Source organism: Micromonospora sp. NPDC050695 (assembly GCF_040654415.1).
Taxonomy (GTDB): domain Bacteria; phylum Actinomycetota; class Actinomycetes; order Mycobacteriales; family Micromonosporaceae; genus Micromonospora.
This window is the reverse complement of the sequence record NZ_JBFAHZ010000014.1, coordinates 107,149-121,522: the sequence shown is the minus strand read 5'-3', so window position 1 is coordinate 121,522 and position 14,374 is coordinate 107,149. Positions and strand designations below refer to the sequence as shown.

Sequence of the window (14,374 nt, the reverse complement as noted above, 5' to 3'; positions counted from 1 at the left end):
GGCAGGTGCACCGATGAGCGTGATGCCTGTGGGTCATATTGATGACTCACAGGCATCACGCTCACACCCGTCATGGCCCGCCTTCGCCGTCTCCGCGAGGCCACGGGTCGACGCACAGTTGGCTGCCGTACCTTGATCGGCATGGGGCGTTTTGCGCGGTGGCGCCGGACGGTGCGGGCGCGGTGGCGCCGGACGGTGCGGGCGCAGGGGCACCGGCTGCGCGCGGCGCTGCGCCCGGCCGAGGAGCCCGACCCGTCGACCGGGCCGGAGCCCAGCCTGAACCGCCTCGACGCCCTGGTGGAGGACTTCGCCGCAGGTCAGCCGGTGCGCTGGAGCCTGGCCGGGCAGCCCCGGCCGCTGCCGGGCGCGGTCGACGTCGCGGCGTACCGGATCATCGAAGAGTCCCTCACCAACGCGCGCCGGCACGCTCCGGGCGCGCCGGTCGCGGTCCGCCTGCGCTACGACGTCGAGGGCATCACCATCGAGGTACGCGACGAGGGCGCCCCACCGACGCAACCCGCGCCCACCGGGCAGACCCGTGCCGGCAGGGGCCTGCTGGCCGTACGCCGGCGGGCCGAGCGGGTCGGCGGCTCCTTCTCCGCCGGCCCGCGACCCGGCGGCGGCTTCACCGTCCGGGCCGTCCTGCCCGCGCCCGAAGAGGCGGCCGGCTGACGATCCGTCGGTGGGGCTTCCGCGATGGGGTGCGACGGAAATAGGGTGGGAGCGGCGACCGTGACGGTGGCCGGTGACCCGGTGGGAGGCGCAACCCGCCGGGCTCAGGTGTGTTCCGCACCCACCGGTGACCGCCCGGACGCCACGTACCGGTCCGACCGGTCACCCTCGCCCTGGTCCCGCACATGGAATCCCCATCACAACAGGGGAGAAGGACAATGGCGCGACCCATCACGCTCTTCACCGGCCAGTGGGCCGACCTGCCGTTCGAGGAGGTCTGCCGGCTCGCCTCCGAGTGGGGCTACGACGGTCTGGAGATCGCCTGCTGGGGCGACCACTTCGAGGTCGACAAGGCGCTCGCCGACGACTCGTACGTCGATCGCAAGCGGGAGACGCTCGCGAAGCACAACCTTGAGGTCTTCACGATCTCCAACCACCTCGTCGGTCAGGCGGTCTGCGACCACCCGATCGACGAGCGGCACCAGGACATCCTGCCCGCCCGGATCTGGGGCGACGGGGAGCCCGAGGGGGTCCGCCAGCGGGCCGCCGAGGAGATCAAGGACACCGCGCGGGCGGCGGCGAAGCTCGGCGTGAAGACCGTCGTCGGCTTCACCGGCTCGTCGATCTGGCACACCCTGGCGATGTTCCCGCCGGTCCCGCCGTCGATGATCGAGCGTGGCTACCAGGACTTCGCCGACCGGTGGAACCCGATCCTCGACGTGTTCGACGAGGTGGGGGTGCGGTTCGCGCACGAGGTGCACCCCAGCGAGATCGCGTACGACTACTGGACGACGAAGCGGGCGCTGGAGGCGATCGGCAACCGGCCCGCGTTCGGGCTGAACTGGGACCCGTCGCATTTCGTCTGGCAGGAACTGGACCCGGTGAACTTCATCTTCGACTTCGCCGACCGGATCTACCACGTGGACTGCAAGGACGCGAAGGTGCGCACCGGGGACGGTCGGCGTGGCCGGCTCGCCTCCCACCTGCCCTGGGCGGACCTGCGCCGCGGCTGGGACTTCGTCTCCACCGGGCACGGCGACGTCCCCTGGGAGGACTGCTTCCGCGCGTTGAACGCGATCGGCTACACCGGCCCCATCTCGATCGAGTGGGAGGACGCCGGAATGGACCGTCTGCTCGGTGCCCCGGAGGCGTTGCAGTTCGTCCGGCGGCTCGCGTTCGACGCTCCGAGCGCGGCCTTCGACGCGGCGTTCAGCAGCAAGGACTGACCGCACCCGGACAGACCACGGGCCGGTCGCCCTCTCGGCGACCGGCCCGTCGACGTGCGGTGGGTCTACGTGCGGTGGGTCTACGTGCGATGGGTCTACGTGCGATGGATCAGAGCGTGCTGGCGTTGGTGCCCGAGCCGGACGGCTTGGTGCGGGGGTTGGTGGCCGACGGAGACCCGGAGGTCGTGCCGACCGGGCTGCTGCCCGCCTTGGCACCCACGGTGGCGGGCGTGCCGGCGAACGCGTCGTCGGCGGCGGTCAGTTCCTGCTTGCCGGTGCTGCCGTTGCCGGTGCCCAGCTTCTCGCCCAGCCTGGTCTGGCCAAGCTTGTCCTTGCCCTCGCTGTAGAGCTTGTTGGCCTGGGCCTGCGCGACCCCGGCCGCCTCCTGGACGGTCGGGTGGTCGAGCACCTTGCGGCCCCGGACCACGAGCTCTTCGTACTTTTCCCGGCCGGCACGGGCGCCCAGGACGAATCCCGCAGCCAGCCCGCCAAGAAACATGATCTTTCCGCGCATGGCGGCTCCTTCCGTACCTGACGCGCCGTCGCCTCGGCGAGTTGCCTCGTCGGGAGCGACCAATTCGCGCCTGCGTCCTCTGTCCGCAGCTAACTACCCATCCTGCTCTCCGCTCAAGCATGCTTGTGCCGGGATGGCGATTTACCCGAATTGTCGATGCAGGGGCGGGGGAGGAACCCACTGGACCACCACCCCGGGATGTCCTGTACTCTTGTCCCGTCGCACAGCGCCGGCGAGATCCGGATTCTGGGCGGTGCACGATCCCCTGTAGCTCAATTGGCAGAGCAGCCGGCTGTTAACCGGCAGGTTATTGGTTCGAGTCCAATCGGGGGAGCTCTTCCACGTAACGCCCGTCGGCAGCACGCCGACGGGCGTTGTCGCGTACGTGGCCCTCCGGTTTCGCCCTCCCTCGACGAGCCCGCCCGGCAGGATGGTCGATGTCGACTTAGACTCCCGCTGCGTCGATTGATGCGTCGATTCCTGGGTGGTGTGGATGTCCGGACGAGGGGGCTTTGGGCGGGCCACGCTGATCGCGGTGGCGGTCGTGCTGGCCTGGCTGGTGATCGGCGGCGTCGCCGGCCCGTACGCGGGACGCCTCAGCGAGGTCGCCACCAACGACAACGCCGCCTTCCTGCCCACCGACGCCGAGGCGACCCGTGCCCAGGACCTCGCCGGCGGATTCGTCGACCGGGAGACCGTTCCGGCGTTGGTGGTCTACGAACGGCGCTCGGGGATCACCGACGCCGACCGGCAGCAGGTGAGCGCCGACGCCGCCCGGTTCGCCCAGATCCCCGGCGTGGTCACCCCGCTGCCCCCGCCCATCCCCAGCGAGGACGGCCAGGCCCTCCAGATCGTCGTGCCGGTGGACGACGCCGAGGGTGAGGAGATCGGCGCGGTCGTCGAACAGTTGCGCGACATCACCGGCGACGGCCGCGGCGGGCTCACCGTGGACGTCGCCGGCCCGGCCGGCCTGCTCGCCGACCTCATCGAGGTCTTCTCCGCCATCGACGGGCCCCTGCTGCTGGTCACCCTGGTCGTCGTGCTGATCATCCTGCTGATCGTCTACCGCAGCCCGGTGCTCTGGATCTTCCCGCTGCTCGCCGCCGGCATGTCGTACGCCCTCGCGTCGGTGTTCGTCTACCTGCTCGCCGACGCCGACGTGGTCAAGCTCAACGGGCAGGCCCAGGGCATCCTCACCGTGCTCGTCTTCGGCGCCGGCACCGACTACGCGCTGCTGCTCATCGCCCGCTACCGGGAGGAACTGCACCGGCACGACCGGCCGTGGGACGCCATGCGTACCGCCTGGAGGGGCGCCGCGCCGGCCATCATCGCGTCCGGCGGCACGGTCATCGTCAGCCTGCTCTGCCTGCTGCTGTCCAGCCTCAACTCCAACCGGGCGCTCGGCCCGGTCGCCGCCATCGGCATCGCCGCCACCCTGCTGGTGATGCTCACCTTCCTGCCCGCGCTGCTGGTGATCGGCGGCCGGTGGGCGTTCTGGCCCCGACGGCCCCGAGCCGACCAGGCCGATCCGCGGGCCGAGCACGGCACCTGGAGCCGCGTCGCCGGCTTCGTGGCCCGGCACGCCCGACCGATCTGGTTGAGCACCGCCGTCGTGCTGGCCGTCCTCACGCTCGGCCTCACCCAGCTCGGCGCCACCACGCTCGGCCAGTCCGACCTGTTCACGCAGCGCACCGACTCGGTGGACGGCCAGGAGGTGATCGCCCGGCACTACCCGGCCGGCACCGGCAGCCCGGCCACCATCTTCACCACCGAACAGACCGCCCGGCAGGTCGCCCAGGTGGCGCAGGGCGTGCCCGGCGTCGCCGACGTCCGTCCGCTGACCGCCGGCGCGCAGACCGGCCCGCCGCAGGAGAACGCCGCACCGAAGGTCGTCGACGGGCGGGTGCAACTCCAGGCGACCCTGGCCGACCCGCCGGACAGCGACGGCGCCGAACGGACCATCCGCGAGCTGCGGGTCGCCGTCCACCAGGTGCCCGGCGCGGACGCCGTGGTCGGCGGCTTCACCGCGATCGACGTGGACACCTCCGACGCCGCGAAGCGCGACCAGAACGTCATCATCCCGATCGTGCTGGTGGTCATCGCCGTCATCCTGGCGCTGCTGCTGCGTGCCCTGCTCGCCCCGGTGCTGCTGATCGCCACCGTGCTGCTCAGCTTCGCGGCGACCCTCGGCCTCTGCGCGCTGCTGTTCCGGCACGTCTTCGGCTTCCCCGGCGTGGACTCGTCGTTCCCGCTGTTCGCGTTCGTCTTCCTGGTCGCGCTCGGCATCGACTACAACATCTTCCTGATGAGCCGGGTCCGCGAGGAGTCGGTCAAGCGGGGCACCCGCGCCGGTGTGCTGGCCGGCCTCGCCGTCACCGGCGGGGTGATCACCTCCGCCGGCATCGTGCTCGCCGCGACCTTCTCCGCCCTCGCCGTGCTGCCCCTGGTGATCCTGGTCGAGTTGGGTACGGCGGTCGCCATCGGGGTACTGATCGACACGATCATCGTCCGGTCGCTGCTGGTGCCGGCACTCGCGTACGACATCGGGCCGAAGGTCTGGTGGCCGGGCCGGTTGTCCCGGGCGAACGGTGAGCGGGAGGCGCGCGATGCTGGCTGAGACCGACGTGGTCATCGTCGGCGGCGGCCTGGCCGGCCTCGCCGCCGCGCGCCGGCTGCACCGTGCCGGCGTGCCCTGGCGGCTGCTGGAGGCCGGCGGCCGGCTCGGCGGGCGGGTCGCCACCGACGTCGTCGACGGCTACCTGATCGACCGGGGCTTCCAGGTGCTCAACACCGCCTACCCCCGGCTCGGCACGCTGCTCGACACCGACCGGCTCAACCTCGGCTACTTCACCTCCGGCGTGCTCGTCCGCAGGGGCGACGACCTGCTGCGACTGGTCAACCCGCTGCGCGAGCCGACCGGCGGGCCACGCACCGCCCTTCCAGTCACGTCCTCGCGATGGTGTTGCGCTCCTTCGCCCGCGGCCGCATCGGTCTGCCCGCCGAGGGGATGGCCGCGCTGCCCCGGGCCGTGGCCGACCCGCTGCCGGCCGATCTGCTCGACCTGGACATCCCGGTCGCCGAGGTCGCGCCCGGCCGGGTCCGCACCCAGGCCGGCGACATCCGCTGCCGGGCCGTCGTGGTCGCCGTCGATCCGCCCGCCGCGTCCGCGCTGCTGCCGGCCCTGACGACGGTACGCATGCACAGCTACACCACCTACTACCACAGCGCACCGGAGCCGCCGCTCGCCGAGCCGATCCTGCTCGTCGACGGCGACCGGCGGGAGATCGTGGCGAACACGGTGGTGCTCAGCAACGCCGCCAGAACCTACGCGCCCGCCGGACGGCACCTCGTCGCGACGTCGGTGGTCGGCCCGACGGCCCCACCCGAGCCGACCGTACGGGCCGAGTTGACCCGGCTGTACGGGCGGTCCACAGCCGACTGGACCCACCTCACCACCGTCGCCGTGCCGAACGCGCTGCCCGCCGCGCCACCACCGCAGGGGCGGCTGCGTAAGCCGGTCGCGATGGGGGAGGGGTTGTTCGTGGCCGGTGACCACCGCGACAGCCCATCGATCCAGGGCGCTCTCGCCAGCGGCTGGCGGGCCGCCGGGGCGGTGCTGGAGGAGCTGCGCGCGGGCTGAGCCCCGACTCGAAACAGGACACCGCCGCCGAAGTTGATCACCTATGATCCCCGCCATGCCCGCCCACTTCCCGGCCCTCTCCTTCGACGCAGGTGTCGCGTACCCCGAGGTCAACGACCTGCGTAAGGCGCTCGACGCCGCCGACTGGCCCGCCGTCCGGGCGGTGTTCGCCGACCGCGACCCCGCCACCCGGACGCTGCTGGTCGGGGCCGCCGGCGACCAGGACGGGACCGAGCCGTTCCTGCGGCGGGCGTACGACGACGACCCGACCGACGCCCTCACCGGCACGCTGCTCGGCAACTGCCTCATCCGCACCGGCTGGCGGATCCGCAGCGCCGCCCGCGCCCAGTACGTGAGCCGTTCGCAGTTCGGCCAGTTCCACGAGTACCTGCGTCGCGCCGAGCAGGTGCTCATCGACGTCACCGCCCGACACGAGGACGACCCGGCCGCCTGGACCCAGCGGATCACCCTCGCCCGAGGTCTGGAGCTGGGGCAGAACGAGGCCCGTCGCCGCTACGACCGGCTGGCCCGACATCACCCCCACCACCTGCCCGCGCAGGCGAGCCTGCTGCAACAGCTCTGCCCGAAGTGGAGCGGCGACTGGGACCGGATGTTCGGCTTCGCCCGCGAGTGCGCCCAGGCCGCGCCCGCCGGGGCACCCAACGCCGCACTGATCGCCGAGGCCCACCTGGAACGCTGGCTCGACGTCGACACCGAGCGGGAACGCGCGGCGTACCTGCGCAGCACCCCCGTCGTCGACGAGATCATGCAGGCCGGGCAGCGATCCGTGCTGCACCCGGACCACGTCGACCGGGGCGACTGGGTGTGGGTCCGTTCGACGTTCGCGCTGATGTTCAGCCTCACCGAACAGTGGACCGCGGCCGCGAGCCAGTTCACCGCCCTCGGCAACCTCGGCACCGAGTACCCGTGGACCTACGTCGACGGGGCTGAAGGCTTCACGAAGTACCGCGCGAAGGCGTACGCGAAGGGTGGCCAGTCATGATCCAGCACCTGGACGTGGACGGGGTGCCCACGCTGCTCGCCCCCACCGGCGGGCCGATGCACGCCGGGCTGACCTTCCGGGTCGGCACCGCCGACGAGACCCTCGGACGCGCCGGCATCACCCACCTCATCGAACACCTCGCGCTGGCACCGCTCGGGCTGGCCGACTACCACGTCAACGGCATGACCGCCCCCACCTTCACCATGTTCCACACCCAGGGCTCCGAGACGGACATCGCGGCGTTCCTCACCGCCGTCTGCGCGCACCTCTCCGACCTGCCGGCGGCGAGGCTGGACGTCGAGAAGGAGATCCTGCGCACCGAATGGAGCAGTCGGGGCGCCGCCGCCGAGATCCCGCTGTGGCGGCACGGTGCCCGGGACTTCGGGTTGAGCAGCTACCCGGAGTGGGGGCTCGGCGCGCTCACCGTCGACGACCTGCGCGAGTGGACCGCCCGGTGGTTCACCCGGGAGAACGCCGTGCTCTGGATCACCGGTGACCGGGTGCCCGCCGGCCTGCGGCTCCCGCTGCCCGGCGGGGTGCGGCAGCCGATGCCGGTGGCCTCGTCGGCGCTGCCGCAGACGCCCGCGTACTTCGTCAGCGGCGCCCGCGCCGTGGTACTCGACTCGGTGGTACGACGCAGCACCGCCGCGAACATCTTCGCCGGGGTGCTGAAGCGCGAGCTGTACCGGTCGCTGCGCCAGGACGCCGGCCTGTCGTACACGACCACCACCGCGTACGAGCCGCGCGGTGACGGGTACGCCACCCTGCGGGCCCTCGCCGACGCGCTGGCGGAGAAGCAGGACGCCGTACTCGGCGGCTTCATCGACGTCCTCGCCAAGATGCGCGTCGGGCGGATCGAACAGGCGGACCTCGACGCCACCATCGCCAAGCGGGAGGACCTCCTCGGCACCGCGGAGGTGGACGCCGCGCGGCTGCCGTCGTACGCCCTCAACGTGCTGACCGGGCAGCCGAACCTCACCATCGACGATTACCGGGCCGAGTTGAAGGCCGTCAACCTCGCCGACCTGCACGAGGTGGCCGAGGAGGTGACGGCGTCGGCGCTGCTGATGGTGCCGGGCGGCCACACCGCCGCCTGGGCCGGCTTCGTCGCCGCACCCACCCACTCCACCGACACCGTCGACGGCACGACGTACCGCGCGAAGGAGGGCGCCGGCGGGATCCGCATCGGCGCGGACGGGGTGACCTACCTGCGGGCGGAGGGGCCGCTGACCGTCCGCTACGCCGACTGCTCCGCCATGCTCACCTGGCCCGACGGCGCGCGACAGCTCATCGGCGCGGACGCCATCGTGCTGCACATCGAACCGACCATGCTCGAGGTGCCGCCGGCGACAATCCAGAGCATCGACGCACGGGTGCCCGCCGACCGGCACGTCACCATGCCGGCCCGCACACCGGACCAGATCCCCCAGCCGAAGCCGATCGCCCGCGAGGCCGGCTCCGCCAGACGTTCCTGGTGGGAGATCCCGGTCATGGTGCTCAGCGGGCTGGGCACCCTGCTGATGGGCGGCCTCTGCCTGGTGCTGACCATCGGCACACTCGCCGCCGAAGAGAGCGACCCGGACGAAGCGTGGTTCTGGGGCGTCATCGCGGTCGGGTGGGTGCTCACTATTATCCTCGCGTTGCCCATCGTGCTGCTGAAGCGACGACGGCAGTGATGAGGTGGGGCCGGATCGCTGCTGGCCCGTGATCCACCGGGCGGGTTAAGATCTGGCGCGGTGTCAGGGGCGGTAGCTCAGCCGGTTAGAGCAGGGGACTCATAATCCCTCGGTCGCGGGTTCGAGTCCCGCCCGCCCCACCAGCCAAAACGTGCATCCGGAGATCTCCCGTTTGACTCGCTGGGTGCACGCCGGGTGCACCGTAGGTCAAAAAGGCGGGGCACGCCCGTCGGACGTGCCCCGCGATCACGCTGGTTCAGGCTCAGCCGCGGCTTCGGAACCGATGCACGTTACTGCCGTCCGTGCCGGTGCTGTCGATGAAGTTTTGCGTATGCGCCATCACCTGCCGGGCAGCCTCGTCGCCGTCACGCAAGAACACGCCGATCGCATCCTTGAGTGCCTTCACCTGCCGGGTGTGCTGGAATTCGCGGATCCGGTCCGCTTCGGCTTGGTGTCGGCTGGCGTCGCGTTCCCGCAGCCACGACAGCAGTGTGACAACGGCGGCGAGGGCGCAAGCCCCCGCGAACGCCAGGAACGATCCGTAGGCGCGGCCGATGGGGGCGTCCGGGGCGTTAACCGAGTCGGCGTAGATGATCGCCCACAGTGCGAGGGTGGCCGATCCGGTGGTGATGGTGAGGATTCGGTATATGGGCGGTGGTGTCGCCTTCTGTCGTTGCCGGATAATCCGCCGAACGTCGGCGTGTTCGTCTTCGGCGCGACGCAGATCCTGGGTGTCGACGCTGTCCGAGTAAAAGTTGCTGTGCATGGGGTGGTGCTCCGATCGGGTTGCAGGGGAGTGCGATCGGAGACTGCGCGGAATTGTGGGCGCGTCTCCCCGCCACGGGGCCGACCGGTGGCGTCGCGGCGGTCGCAGACCGTGCACGGTGAGGGTGTACGGGCTGCCGGGGTGTGGCGCGTCGGCCTATCCGGGCGGCGGGGATGGCGGCTGGGTGCGCCCGTCGTAGCGGCCGTTGTGATGCCTCGTGTGGGGTTGCTGCCAACGTGGCGGCCCGGTCGGGCGGTTGGTGGCGCCGCTGTGGTCGGGGGTGCGCAGGCTGCCAACAAGATGCTGGTTGGCGTTGTCGCTGCCCGGGTTGAGGTACGTCCGCGTCGGGGGGATCGCCGGGATGCCGCTGGTTTGGTGGCGGTGGTGGACGGTCCGGCTGTCACCGTGGTGGTCGCCGGTGGGGCGGCGCACGTCCGGGTGTTGCGGGGCGGTGTGGCTGGGTGCGCCCGAGCTGGCACCGTCTGGTGTGGGGGGACCTGGTGGTGCCGGCTCGGACGCCGTCTGGGTGCCGGCCGGGGGCTGCTGCCCGGCGTGGCCGGTGGTGGGTGTGTCGGCGATGGTGGGTGTGTCGGCGGGTTTCGTGGCAGGCCGGATGGCGTCGACAAGCATGTCGGTGGTGTTGGTGATGTTGTCGACGGCGTGGCCTGCTACAGGTATCGGCCGGGTGGCGTCGTCCACTGTGTCGGTGGTGTGGGTGACGGCGGTGGCGGTGGCGTCGCGTAGCCGGCCGGTGAGGTCACGAACGGGCTGGTCGCCGAGGATGCTGCTGGTGTGTTGGGTGACGCCGCCGAGGGTGTCGGTGTGGGGCTGGTTGTCGGCGTGCGCGGGGCTGCTGGCGGTGAGGGCGAGGCCGATGCCGGCACCGATGCCTAGTCCGGTGAGCAGCAGTAGGCGGCGTGTTCGCCTGCGACTCTGCTGCGTGGGTTGTGGCATCGCGGTTCCTCCCCAGGGATCCGGTAGCACCCGTACGTGTGGTTCACGTTCTCAAGATTGTTGCGGTGGTAACTATCCGGTGACCGGGTGCGCCCGTTGCCTTAAAGATCCTTTAAGCCTGGCCCGTTCGGTTGACCCTCGTTTGGGGGTCATGGGACGGTTGGGCAGCGTCGTTGAGTAGTCGATGTTGCTGCTTTGAGTAGTCGATACTGCCTGACCCGACGCAGCGCGCAACGCCCACATGTACAGACATGCTCATGGTGAAAAGGTTCCGCCCACGCATATCCCACCCGGCGGGATTCTCGTTAACGTGCGGTTACGCGTGCGCCCGCCCCGGCAGCATCCAACGATCACCCGGCAGCAGCTCCGGCTTCACCGCGCCCAACTTCCACACCACCCACACCGGAACGCCTTCGTCAAAGCCGTCTGGCAGCACTGCGCCCAGCCGCGCACGCTCCGGGGCGGTGGGCATGCGTACTTCGATCTTCACCACTCCGGTGAGATCGATAGGACTCTTGTCGTGCAGGGGGCGCACCCGGCTAGTTTTGCCTTGGCGTGTGACAACGAGCCCTTCCGAGCGGAGCACCGCTTTCGCCAGGCGGACGAGGCCACGGGACACGCCGTGGGTTTCGCGCAGCCAACGGTCGGAGGGGATGCGCGCACCCGGTTTGAGCTGCCCAGACAGGATTTGGTCGCGCAGCATCGCAGCCAGCTCTTCGGAGCTGATCGACGGTGCTGGTCGGGCCACGCCGCGATTGTGTGTCTACCGCCGAGACGGGCATCGACCGGTCATGTACAGACAAGTTGGAATCGGAATGGGCCCGGCCCGTACCCCACGGGGGAGGGGTGCGGGCCGGGCAGGGTTCAGGCTAGACGGCGGGTGCGACACGCCGGGAGTGTCGGCTATCGCAGAGGGAAGGCGACAGTGAAGGGTGAGCACCTACCGCCATGCCCGGCGCCCTGCTTGCAGTCGAACGGCACGACACGACGGCGGCCCTTCCGGCAACGTGTCTCAGTCGGCGCAGGCGCATCCCGGTGGTAGGCGGCGGTGAGCTGGGCGAGGTGGTCGCCCAGCTCGTGCCGCACGGCGACGGTGGTCACGGCTGGACCTCGGCGATGCCACGGCGGGCAGCCTCGGCGCGGCCCTCGTCGGTGATCCGCAGCGCGTACTGGGGACCGCCGTAGTTGCCACGTGGGATGACGGCGAGCCCTCTGTCGATCAGCGCGCCAGCGGTGCGGCTCCACCGGGATCCCCGGGTGATGTACATCTGCGGCTTGATCGCGATGTCGGTCAGCAGTTCGAGCATCGGCGGCGACAGTCGGATCGCCTTGCGGGCCGTGGCGGTCATCTCGATCTCTCCTTTGGTGATCGTCTTGTCTCTGGATCTAGCCGTTTAATGGGAGCTATCCGGGGTGCTGGTGGTTGCTTCGGACGGGTCGGTGAAGGTCAGGGCGGTCGCAGCACACGTCCCACCCCGAGTGCTCAGGGCAGCACTCGGTTTCGCCGGAGGTGGGGCAGAAGTAGGGGACGTGCGGATTACTCGGCAGGGTGATGTCGTCGGCGAGGCTCGGCGGGCTGGGGTGGATGCCGGTGGATTCAGAGATCGTCACGACTTCATCCCCGGGGTCAACATGCGGGCACCTCAACGCGCTCGCCTGCGGCAACAACCTTCGGGCAGTTCGCCCAACACTGGTCACCCATGAACGCGTACACGGTGACGAACTTGTCGCGCAGCTCGGCCGGCAGACGCGACGCAAACCAGTCGTGACTGTTCGCCGCCGTCAACGTCGACCACGGCACCCGCCGGTACGAGGTGATGTCTTCGGCGGCGTGCCGGCAGCAGGCCAGGCAGGCGATACGCCCGGTCAACGAACGACCCGTGGGCAGGTGGGTGATGGTGTAATAGCCGGGGGTGGTTGCGGCGGTGATGGCCAGGTGGCGGCCGTACCGCTCGACGACGGTCAGGGTGGTCATCGGGCCTCCTTCGCGGTGCTGGCGGGTTGACGGCCAGCAAGCCGGTCGCGCATGCGGGCTTCGATCTGCGTCCGAGTGCTGCCGGCGCATGACGACCGCCCACGCTCCGATGGCGTCGAGGGTGACATGGTCGAGGCCGCTAACGCGGACGTCCATAGGGTGCTCCTTGTCTTTGGCGGGGGTCTGAGCGGCTGCCGCTCGCGTCGGACACGGGTTCCGGCCCGGCGGTACGCCGCTCAGTTCAGGTCGGCGCGAACCTTCTCGAACTCGGCGGTGGGCATCCAGTCCTCACCCTGACCGCCCGGATCCAGGAACTTGAACACCTCGCCCACCTCATCGTCTTGGCCGATCTCCAGCACGGTGACGGTGAACGGGACACCGGGCATCTGCACCCGATCGTTGATCGCGAACTTGGGCATGGGCTGCTCCTTGCGGTGAGAGTCAGGCGGTGGTGTCGACCAAGGCGAGAACGGCCTGCGGGTTGGCGCGGATCGCGTGGGCGATCTTCACCGCCAGCTTGATGGCGGGCCGCAGATCCTCGTCGGCGATGTCCTCGTTCTCGTTCGTGTCGTCTTCGGCGTAGGACTCCGCGCCGTCGGCGACCAGCTGGACGGCGTATTCCTCGATCGTCATGTGGTGCTCCGTTCGGTCAGTTGGCGGGTTTAATGGCGGCGGTGTGCATGTCCCGGCTGGCGTTGTAAGACCATTCGTCGGCGCGCACATAGCCGTGTGTGGTGATCAGCCGGTCGGCGGCGGCCCGAAAGTAGGAGACGAAGTCGGTTTCCCAGTCGCCTTCACCGAGGACGTTCAACCGCACACCCGGGCCGGGTTGCCCGTCGGACAGGGTGAGGGTGGTCCGGAAGTGGTCGATCGTGAGCGTGGCGGACGTCATCACGGGCGCGCGTTCCGCATCGACAGGTCGACCTGCGCCGTGGGCTCGAATCGCAGGGTCGCGCCGTTCGAGTTCGGAACCGTGCCGCTGTAGATCGTGACGGCGATCTTGTCGTCGGCTGGCTGGGCGTCGTAGATGAGCACGTAGTTGGTGCTCGATCCGATCCGTAGCAGGTCGCCGTTGCGGAGGTCGCTAGCGGTGGTGGGGATGTGGGTTCGCATGGTCAGTCCTCCGGGTCGCAGATGAGGCAGTCGACGGCCGGCGTCGTCTGGTGGTTGATGCACACGATCAGCGCCTCCGCCGAGACGGGCTGCGGGGCGCGCTCCAAGATGCGGGCGATGGCGTCGTAGCCGTACGGGTCGGTTCTCGCGTTCACGCGCTCGACGAACCCGCCGTTGACGAAGATGCCGAGGCCAGCGCCAGCCATGCCGGAGGCGTCCTGATGGGCGAAAGGCTGGCGGGGCATCAGTCAGTCCTTGGCCGGCGCGGCGCTGTCCAGAAGATGCTTGGACACCTTCAACGCCTCCGGCTCGCTTTCGAACGTCACGAAGGCCACGCCGGGGTCGGAGGTGACGCCGCCGTAAACGCCCCACTCGCGCCGGGTGCGGTGGTAAACGCGATCACCGATCCTGTACTTACGCTGCCGCTCCATGCCCCAAAAGCTACTCACCGTTTGGGGTTCACGCAAGCGATAGAGCGGCCAGTTCGGATGGCGCAAAAACCAGCCACCGTTTGGACCCAACAGGCATGGCATGATTGCGCCATGGCAGACGATCCGCTCGCCGACATTGGCGCACGCCTCAAAGACGTGAAACAGCGCCACGACGCGGCAGTCAAAGCCGTCCGTCGCGCCGACCACAAGCGGGCCGCTCTCGCGGTTGAGCTGGACGCACTGCGGGAACCGGCGCGGGCCGAGATCGTCGCGGCTGCGAAGGCAGGACGTGCGCCGAAGGTGATCTGCGAGCTGACCGGGTACGGGCCGGAGCGTGTGCGGCAGATCCTTCGGGCGGCGGGCGTGGAACCCTTCGAGCGGGACCAGTCGCCTACCTGACACCG

The 14,374-nt window shown here is 70.1% G+C and carries 18 protein-coding genes, 2 tRNA genes and 1 pseudogene; 9 read left to right on the top strand and 12 right to left on the bottom strand.

Going from position 1 to position 14,374, the window contains the following annotated elements; translation table 11 throughout:
• The first annotated feature begins 141 nt into the window (after positions 1 to 141).
• On the top strand, positions 142 to 672 hold the full coding sequence (locus AB0H52_RS14255) for an ATP-binding protein (protein ID WP_192580248.1): 531 nt from the start codon (positions 142 to 144) through the stop codon (positions 670 to 672).
• Positions 673 to 890: 218 nt separating this feature from the next.
• Positions 891 to 1,898: a sugar phosphate isomerase/epimerase family protein gene (locus AB0H52_RS14250; protein WP_151489674.1), complete on the top strand. Its 1,008-nt coding sequence runs from the start codon at positions 891 to 893 to the stop codon at positions 1,896 to 1,898.
• 109 nt (positions 1,899 to 2,007) lie between these two features.
• Here AB0H52_RS14250 and AB0H52_RS14245 read toward each other — a convergent pair whose 3' ends face one another.
• Positions 2,008 to 2,412 carry a hypothetical protein gene (locus AB0H52_RS14245; protein WP_151489675.1) on the bottom strand — a complete coding sequence of 135 codons (405 nt, stop codon included), beginning with the start codon at positions 2,410 to 2,412 and terminating at the stop codon, positions 2,008 to 2,010.
• 261 nt (positions 2,413 to 2,673) lie between these two features.
• Here AB0H52_RS14245 and AB0H52_RS14240 point away from each other — a divergent pair.
• The 6 genes and pseudogenes from AB0H52_RS14240 to AB0H52_RS14215 all read left to right on the top strand — a co-directional run bounded on the left by AB0H52_RS14240 (position 2,674) and on the right by AB0H52_RS14215 (position 8,874).
• A tRNA-Asn gene (locus tag AB0H52_RS14240) sits at positions 2,674 to 2,746 on the top strand.
• Positions 2,747 to 2,905: 159 nt separating this feature from the next.
• Positions 2,906 to 5,029 (top strand): MMPL family transporter, encoded by a 2,124-nt coding sequence (locus AB0H52_RS14235; RefSeq protein ID WP_357947732.1) that lies wholly within the window; start codon positions 2,906 to 2,908, stop codon positions 5,027 to 5,029.
• Positions 5,019 to 6,052, top strand: a pseudogene (locus AB0H52_RS14230) (FAD-dependent oxidoreductase). Before AB0H52_RS14235 ends, AB0H52_RS14230 begins: the two are co-directional and overlap by 11 nt.
• 55 nt (positions 6,053 to 6,107) lie before the next feature.
• Entirely contained in the window at positions 6,108 to 7,055 is a 948-nt protein-coding gene (locus AB0H52_RS14225; protein WP_151489677.1) for a hypothetical protein, read from the top strand.
• Entirely contained in the window at positions 7,052 to 8,731 is a 1,680-nt protein-coding gene (locus tag AB0H52_RS14220) for an insulinase family protein (protein WP_357947729.1), read from the top strand. Before AB0H52_RS14225 ends, AB0H52_RS14220 begins: the two co-directional genes overlap by 4 nt.
• A gap of 66 nt (positions 8,732 to 8,797) precedes the next feature.
• Positions 8,798 to 8,874 (top strand) — tRNA-Ile (locus AB0H52_RS14215).
• Between the two features lie 119 nt (positions 8,875 to 8,993).
• Here AB0H52_RS14215 and AB0H52_RS14210 read toward each other — a convergent pair.
• The 11 genes from AB0H52_RS14210 to AB0H52_RS14160 form a co-directional block, all read right to left on the bottom strand.
• Positions 8,994 to 9,497, bottom strand: a complete 504-nt coding sequence (locus AB0H52_RS14210; protein ID WP_357947726.1) for a hypothetical protein — start codon at positions 9,495 to 9,497, stop codon at positions 8,994 to 8,996.
• A gap of 156 nt (positions 9,498 to 9,653) precedes the next feature.
• Positions 9,654 to 10,451, bottom strand: coding sequence for a hypothetical protein (locus tag AB0H52_RS14205; protein WP_357947723.1), 798 nt, complete (start codon positions 10,449 to 10,451; stop codon positions 9,654 to 9,656).
• A 316-nt stretch (positions 10,452 to 10,767) separates the two neighbouring features.
• Positions 10,768 to 11,199: a winged helix-turn-helix domain-containing protein gene (locus tag AB0H52_RS14200; protein ID WP_357947720.1), complete on the bottom strand. Its 432-nt coding sequence runs from the start codon at positions 11,197 to 11,199 to the stop codon at positions 10,768 to 10,770.
• Positions 11,200 to 11,548: 349 nt separating this feature from the next.
• Entirely contained in the window at positions 11,549 to 11,800 is a 252-nt protein-coding gene (locus AB0H52_RS14195; RefSeq protein WP_357947717.1) for a hypothetical protein, read from the bottom strand.
• Positions 11,801 to 12,078: 278 nt separating this feature from the next.
• Positions 12,079 to 12,426 (bottom strand): hypothetical protein, encoded by a 348-nt coding sequence (locus AB0H52_RS14190; RefSeq protein WP_357947714.1) that lies wholly within the window; start codon positions 12,424 to 12,426, stop codon positions 12,079 to 12,081.
• Positions 12,427 to 12,662: 236 nt separating this feature from the next.
• A complete protein-coding gene (locus AB0H52_RS14185; protein ID WP_357947711.1) occupies positions 12,663 to 12,845 on the bottom strand; it encodes a hypothetical protein in 183 nt (60 codons plus the stop codon).
• A gap of 22 nt (positions 12,846 to 12,867) precedes the next feature.
• Entirely contained in the window at positions 12,868 to 13,059 is a 192-nt protein-coding gene (locus tag AB0H52_RS14180; protein WP_357947708.1) for a hypothetical protein, read from the bottom strand.
• Positions 13,060 to 13,075: 16 nt separating this feature from the next.
• Complete coding sequence (locus tag AB0H52_RS14175; protein ID WP_357947705.1) at positions 13,076 to 13,318, bottom strand: hypothetical protein; 243 nt, start codon at positions 13,316 to 13,318, stop codon at positions 13,076 to 13,078.
• Positions 13,318 to 13,539 (bottom strand): hypothetical protein, encoded by a 222-nt coding sequence (locus AB0H52_RS14170; RefSeq protein WP_357947702.1) that lies wholly within the window; start codon positions 13,537 to 13,539, stop codon positions 13,318 to 13,320. Before AB0H52_RS14170 ends, AB0H52_RS14175 begins: the two co-directional genes overlap by 1 nt.
• Before the next feature lie 2 nt (positions 13,540 to 13,541).
• A complete protein-coding gene (locus AB0H52_RS14165; RefSeq protein ID WP_357947699.1) occupies positions 13,542 to 13,784 on the bottom strand; it encodes a hypothetical protein in 243 nt (80 codons plus the stop codon).
• Positions 13,785 to 13,787: 3 nt separating this feature from the next.
• Positions 13,788 to 13,970 (bottom strand): hypothetical protein, encoded by a 183-nt coding sequence (locus AB0H52_RS14160; RefSeq protein ID WP_357947696.1) that lies wholly within the window; start codon positions 13,968 to 13,970, stop codon positions 13,788 to 13,790.
• A gap of 111 nt (positions 13,971 to 14,081) precedes the next feature.
• Between AB0H52_RS14160 and AB0H52_RS14155 the strand changes: the two genes are divergently transcribed.
• Positions 14,082 to 14,369, top strand: coding sequence for a hypothetical protein (locus AB0H52_RS14155; protein WP_357947693.1), 288 nt, complete (start codon positions 14,082 to 14,084; stop codon positions 14,367 to 14,369).
• Positions 14,370 to 14,374 lie beyond the last annotated feature (5 nt).

What these genes read in the sequence shown, in the direction of transcription:
- AB0H52_RS14255 (WP_192580248.1), top strand. Translation starts at nt 142, where the DNA reads ATGGGGCGTTTTGCGCGGTGGCGCCGGACGGTGCGGGCGCGGTGGCGC.
- AB0H52_RS14250 (WP_151489674.1), top strand. Translation starts at nt 891, where the DNA reads ATGGCGCGACCCATCACGCTCTTCACCGGCCAGTGGGCCGACCTGCCG.
- AB0H52_RS14245 (WP_151489675.1), bottom strand. Translation starts at nt 2,412, where the DNA reads ATGCGCGGAAAGATCATGTTTCTTGGCGGGCTGGCTGCGGGATTCGTC.
- AB0H52_RS14235 (WP_357947732.1), top strand. Translation starts at nt 2,906, where the DNA reads ATGTCCGGACGAGGGGGCTTTGGGCGGGCCACGCTGATCGCGGTGGCG.
- AB0H52_RS14225 (WP_151489677.1), top strand. Translation starts at nt 6,108, where the DNA reads ATGCCCGCCCACTTCCCGGCCCTCTCCTTCGACGCAGGTGTCGCGTAC.
- AB0H52_RS14220 (WP_357947729.1), top strand. Translation starts at nt 7,052, where the DNA reads ATGATCCAGCACCTGGACGTGGACGGGGTGCCCACGCTGCTCGCCCCC.
- AB0H52_RS14210 (WP_357947726.1), bottom strand. Translation starts at nt 9,497, where the DNA reads ATGCACAGCAACTTTTACTCGGACAGCGTCGACACCCAGGATCTGCGT.
- AB0H52_RS14205 (WP_357947723.1), bottom strand. Translation starts at nt 10,451, where the DNA reads ATGCCACAACCCACGCAGCAGAGTCGCAGGCGAACACGCCGCCTACTG.
- AB0H52_RS14195 (WP_357947717.1), bottom strand. Translation starts at nt 11,800, where the DNA reads ATGACCGCCACGGCCCGCAAGGCGATCCGACTGTCGCCGCCGATGCTC.
- AB0H52_RS14190 (WP_357947714.1), bottom strand. Translation starts at nt 12,426, where the DNA reads ATGACCACCCTGACCGTCGTCGAGCGGTACGGCCGCCACCTGGCCATC.
- AB0H52_RS14185 (WP_357947711.1), bottom strand. Translation starts at nt 12,845, where the DNA reads ATGCCCAAGTTCGCGATCAACGATCGGGTGCAGATGCCCGGTGTCCCG.
- AB0H52_RS14180 (WP_357947708.1), bottom strand. Translation starts at nt 13,059, where the DNA reads ATGACGATCGAGGAATACGCCGTCCAGCTGGTCGCCGACGGCGCGGAG.
- AB0H52_RS14175 (WP_357947705.1), bottom strand. Translation starts at nt 13,318, where the DNA reads ATGACGTCCGCCACGCTCACGATCGACCACTTCCGGACCACCCTCACC.
- AB0H52_RS14170 (WP_357947702.1), bottom strand. Translation starts at nt 13,539, where the DNA reads ATGCGAACCCACATCCCCACCACCGCTAGCGACCTCCGCAACGGCGAC.
- AB0H52_RS14165 (WP_357947699.1), bottom strand. Translation starts at nt 13,784, where the DNA reads ATGCCCCGCCAGCCTTTCGCCCATCAGGACGCCTCCGGCATGGCTGGC.
- AB0H52_RS14160 (WP_357947696.1), bottom strand. Translation starts at nt 13,970, where the DNA reads ATGGAGCGGCAGCGTAAGTACAGGATCGGTGATCGCGTTTACCACCGC.
- AB0H52_RS14155 (WP_357947693.1), top strand. Translation starts at nt 14,082, where the DNA reads ATGGCAGACGATCCGCTCGCCGACATTGGCGCACGCCTCAAAGACGTG.